Source organism: Nocardia sp. NPDC050799, assembly GCF_040654015.1.
Taxonomy (GTDB): domain Bacteria; phylum Actinomycetota; class Actinomycetes; order Mycobacteriales; family Mycobacteriaceae; genus Nocardia.
Map to the genome: position 1 here is coordinate 1 of NZ_JBFAHF010000102.1, position 1,987 is coordinate 1,987.

Consider the following 1,987-nt stretch of genomic DNA (forward strand, 5'->3'; position numbering starts at 1 on the left):
ATCCAGCCCAGCCACCCACGCAGCCAGGTTCTCATCGATCGACACGACGAAAGACCATACCGCACAACATAACCAAGTGCGGCTGGAGTACTAGCACTGATCACCGATACCGACAAGAACGAGGACGAGGACGAGTCCAAGCGGATCGAGCGATATAGAGTCCTGGCCGAGGCCCACCAGCCCGGGCTACTCGGAGTCTTCGCCGGAGCTCGATCCCTCGAACCACAACTATGGTCCGCCGACAACGAGCCGGTGCTGCGCGACGCATTCCTCGACCTGCACCCCAACTCCAAGCACCGCTGGCAGACAGTTCTGGACTCGATCGACCACTCCCGCGCCTTCTGGGGGCTGTTTGATCCCGCCAAGAACGTTGACGACAAGGGGGAAACATCGACCGGCAAGACCGCGGTCTCCAAACCCGCATTCGCTCAAGCCCTCGCCGACATCCTGATAACACAACCCGAGCGAACGTTCCAGTGCCCCGACTACCTGGCACAGGCACTCGAATTCATCACCCACACCACTCAATCGGAAACGGCCGGTGACTGACGACCTCGCAATGGCAGTCGCTCAACAGCAGCGGGCGATCTACACCCAGGCACCGTTGTTCGTCCAGGCCTGCCCTGGTGCGGGGAAGACCCACGTGATCGTGTCCCGCCACATCGAGCACCCCGCCTCCACGCTGCGTGGCGGTCGAGCGTTGATCTCCTTCACGCGCAACGCACGTGATCAGATGAACACGCGCTGTGTCGCGGCCGGGCATCCCGAGCTCACCCAGTTTCCCCACTTCATAGGCACGCTGGACGCGTTCATCTGGCAATTTATGGTCTTCCCCTACCTGCCCGAACCTCAAATCGCACGACGCATCGAGTCCTGGCGTCATCTGCCGAACGCGGAAGCGAAAATCGGCAACCGTGTGGTGCCACTCGCGGCCTTCGACTTCAGGCTGAACTCCTCCACACCGACCGAAGTCGTCACCGTCCCCGGCGCCCAAACCGGCGCCGGACGAGCCATCGCCGGCTCGCCGTTCACTCAGTCACAATGGATCTCCGCCGCGATCCGGTGTCGAGACCACTGGTTCCAACGCGGCTACTTCACCGGCCACGAGGTTCGACGACAGGCGCACCGCAACCTTCGCAGCGCCGCACTGCACGTGCTCGACACACTGCACTCGCGATTCTCCGAAATCGTCATCGACGAAGCCCAAGACTGCTCGGTATCCGACCTGGAACTCTTCGACGCGATGCGCCGCCACGGGATCCCCCTGATGGTCGTCGCCGACCCCGACCAGTCCATCTACGGCTGGAACGGCGCCGACGTCCCGCGGCTGCTACGGCTCCGCGACAACCTCCCCACCACCGTAATGCTCACCGGAAACCGCCGAAGCACACCACCGATCTGCGCCCTCGCGGCCACAATACGGACCGGAACCCACCCACCCGATGTATCCGTCATCCGCACCGCAAGCCCACCAATTCATCTGGTGCCCACCAAGTTCGGTAACGTCGGCAAAGTCACCCACGCCCACACCGGCGAATCCCTGCTCGACTTGACCCTCCGGCTGGCCACCGTCCTCAGCGACACGACCGATCCCGACCCCACCGTCATGCTGCTGGCCCGCAAACACACACAACTCCCACCCGCGCTGCGCCGCGGTGAAAACGACACCAACACCATCACCCGGCTCGCCCGTGCACACCAGACGCTTCATTTCGGGGTCCCAGACCCCACCGAACTCGACCAGGCGTGCCGACAAGCCGAACACGTCCTACTCAGTCACTGGTACCCAAAGCATTCCGGAAGCATCCCCGAGATCTGCCGAGAAACCGACCTTTCGCCGGCCACTCTCCGCCGACATGCCTACGCACTACTAGTACTGCAACGACACCTCAGGGGGACTGTCAGCGATCTTGTGGGCGGGGCGGTGATCCGACAAGCTGAGGCGGCCTGCTTCAGCGGAAAGGATTGTCGTGTCGGAGGAGTCGAA

The 1,987-nt window shown here is 62.9% G+C and carries 2 protein-coding genes; both read left to right on the forward strand.

Annotated features, from left to right (window positions below):
• The first annotated feature begins 252 nt into the window (after positions 1 to 252).
• Positions 253 to 549, forward strand: coding sequence for a hypothetical protein (locus AB0H42_RS35610; protein ID WP_357064263.1), 297 nt, complete (start codon positions 253 to 255; stop codon positions 547 to 549).
• 10 nt (positions 550 to 559) lie between these two features.
• Positions 560 to 1,987, forward strand: a 1,428-nt coding sequence (locus AB0H42_RS35615) for a UvrD-helicase domain-containing protein (protein ID WP_357064265.1), incomplete at its 3' end; no start/stop codon positions are given.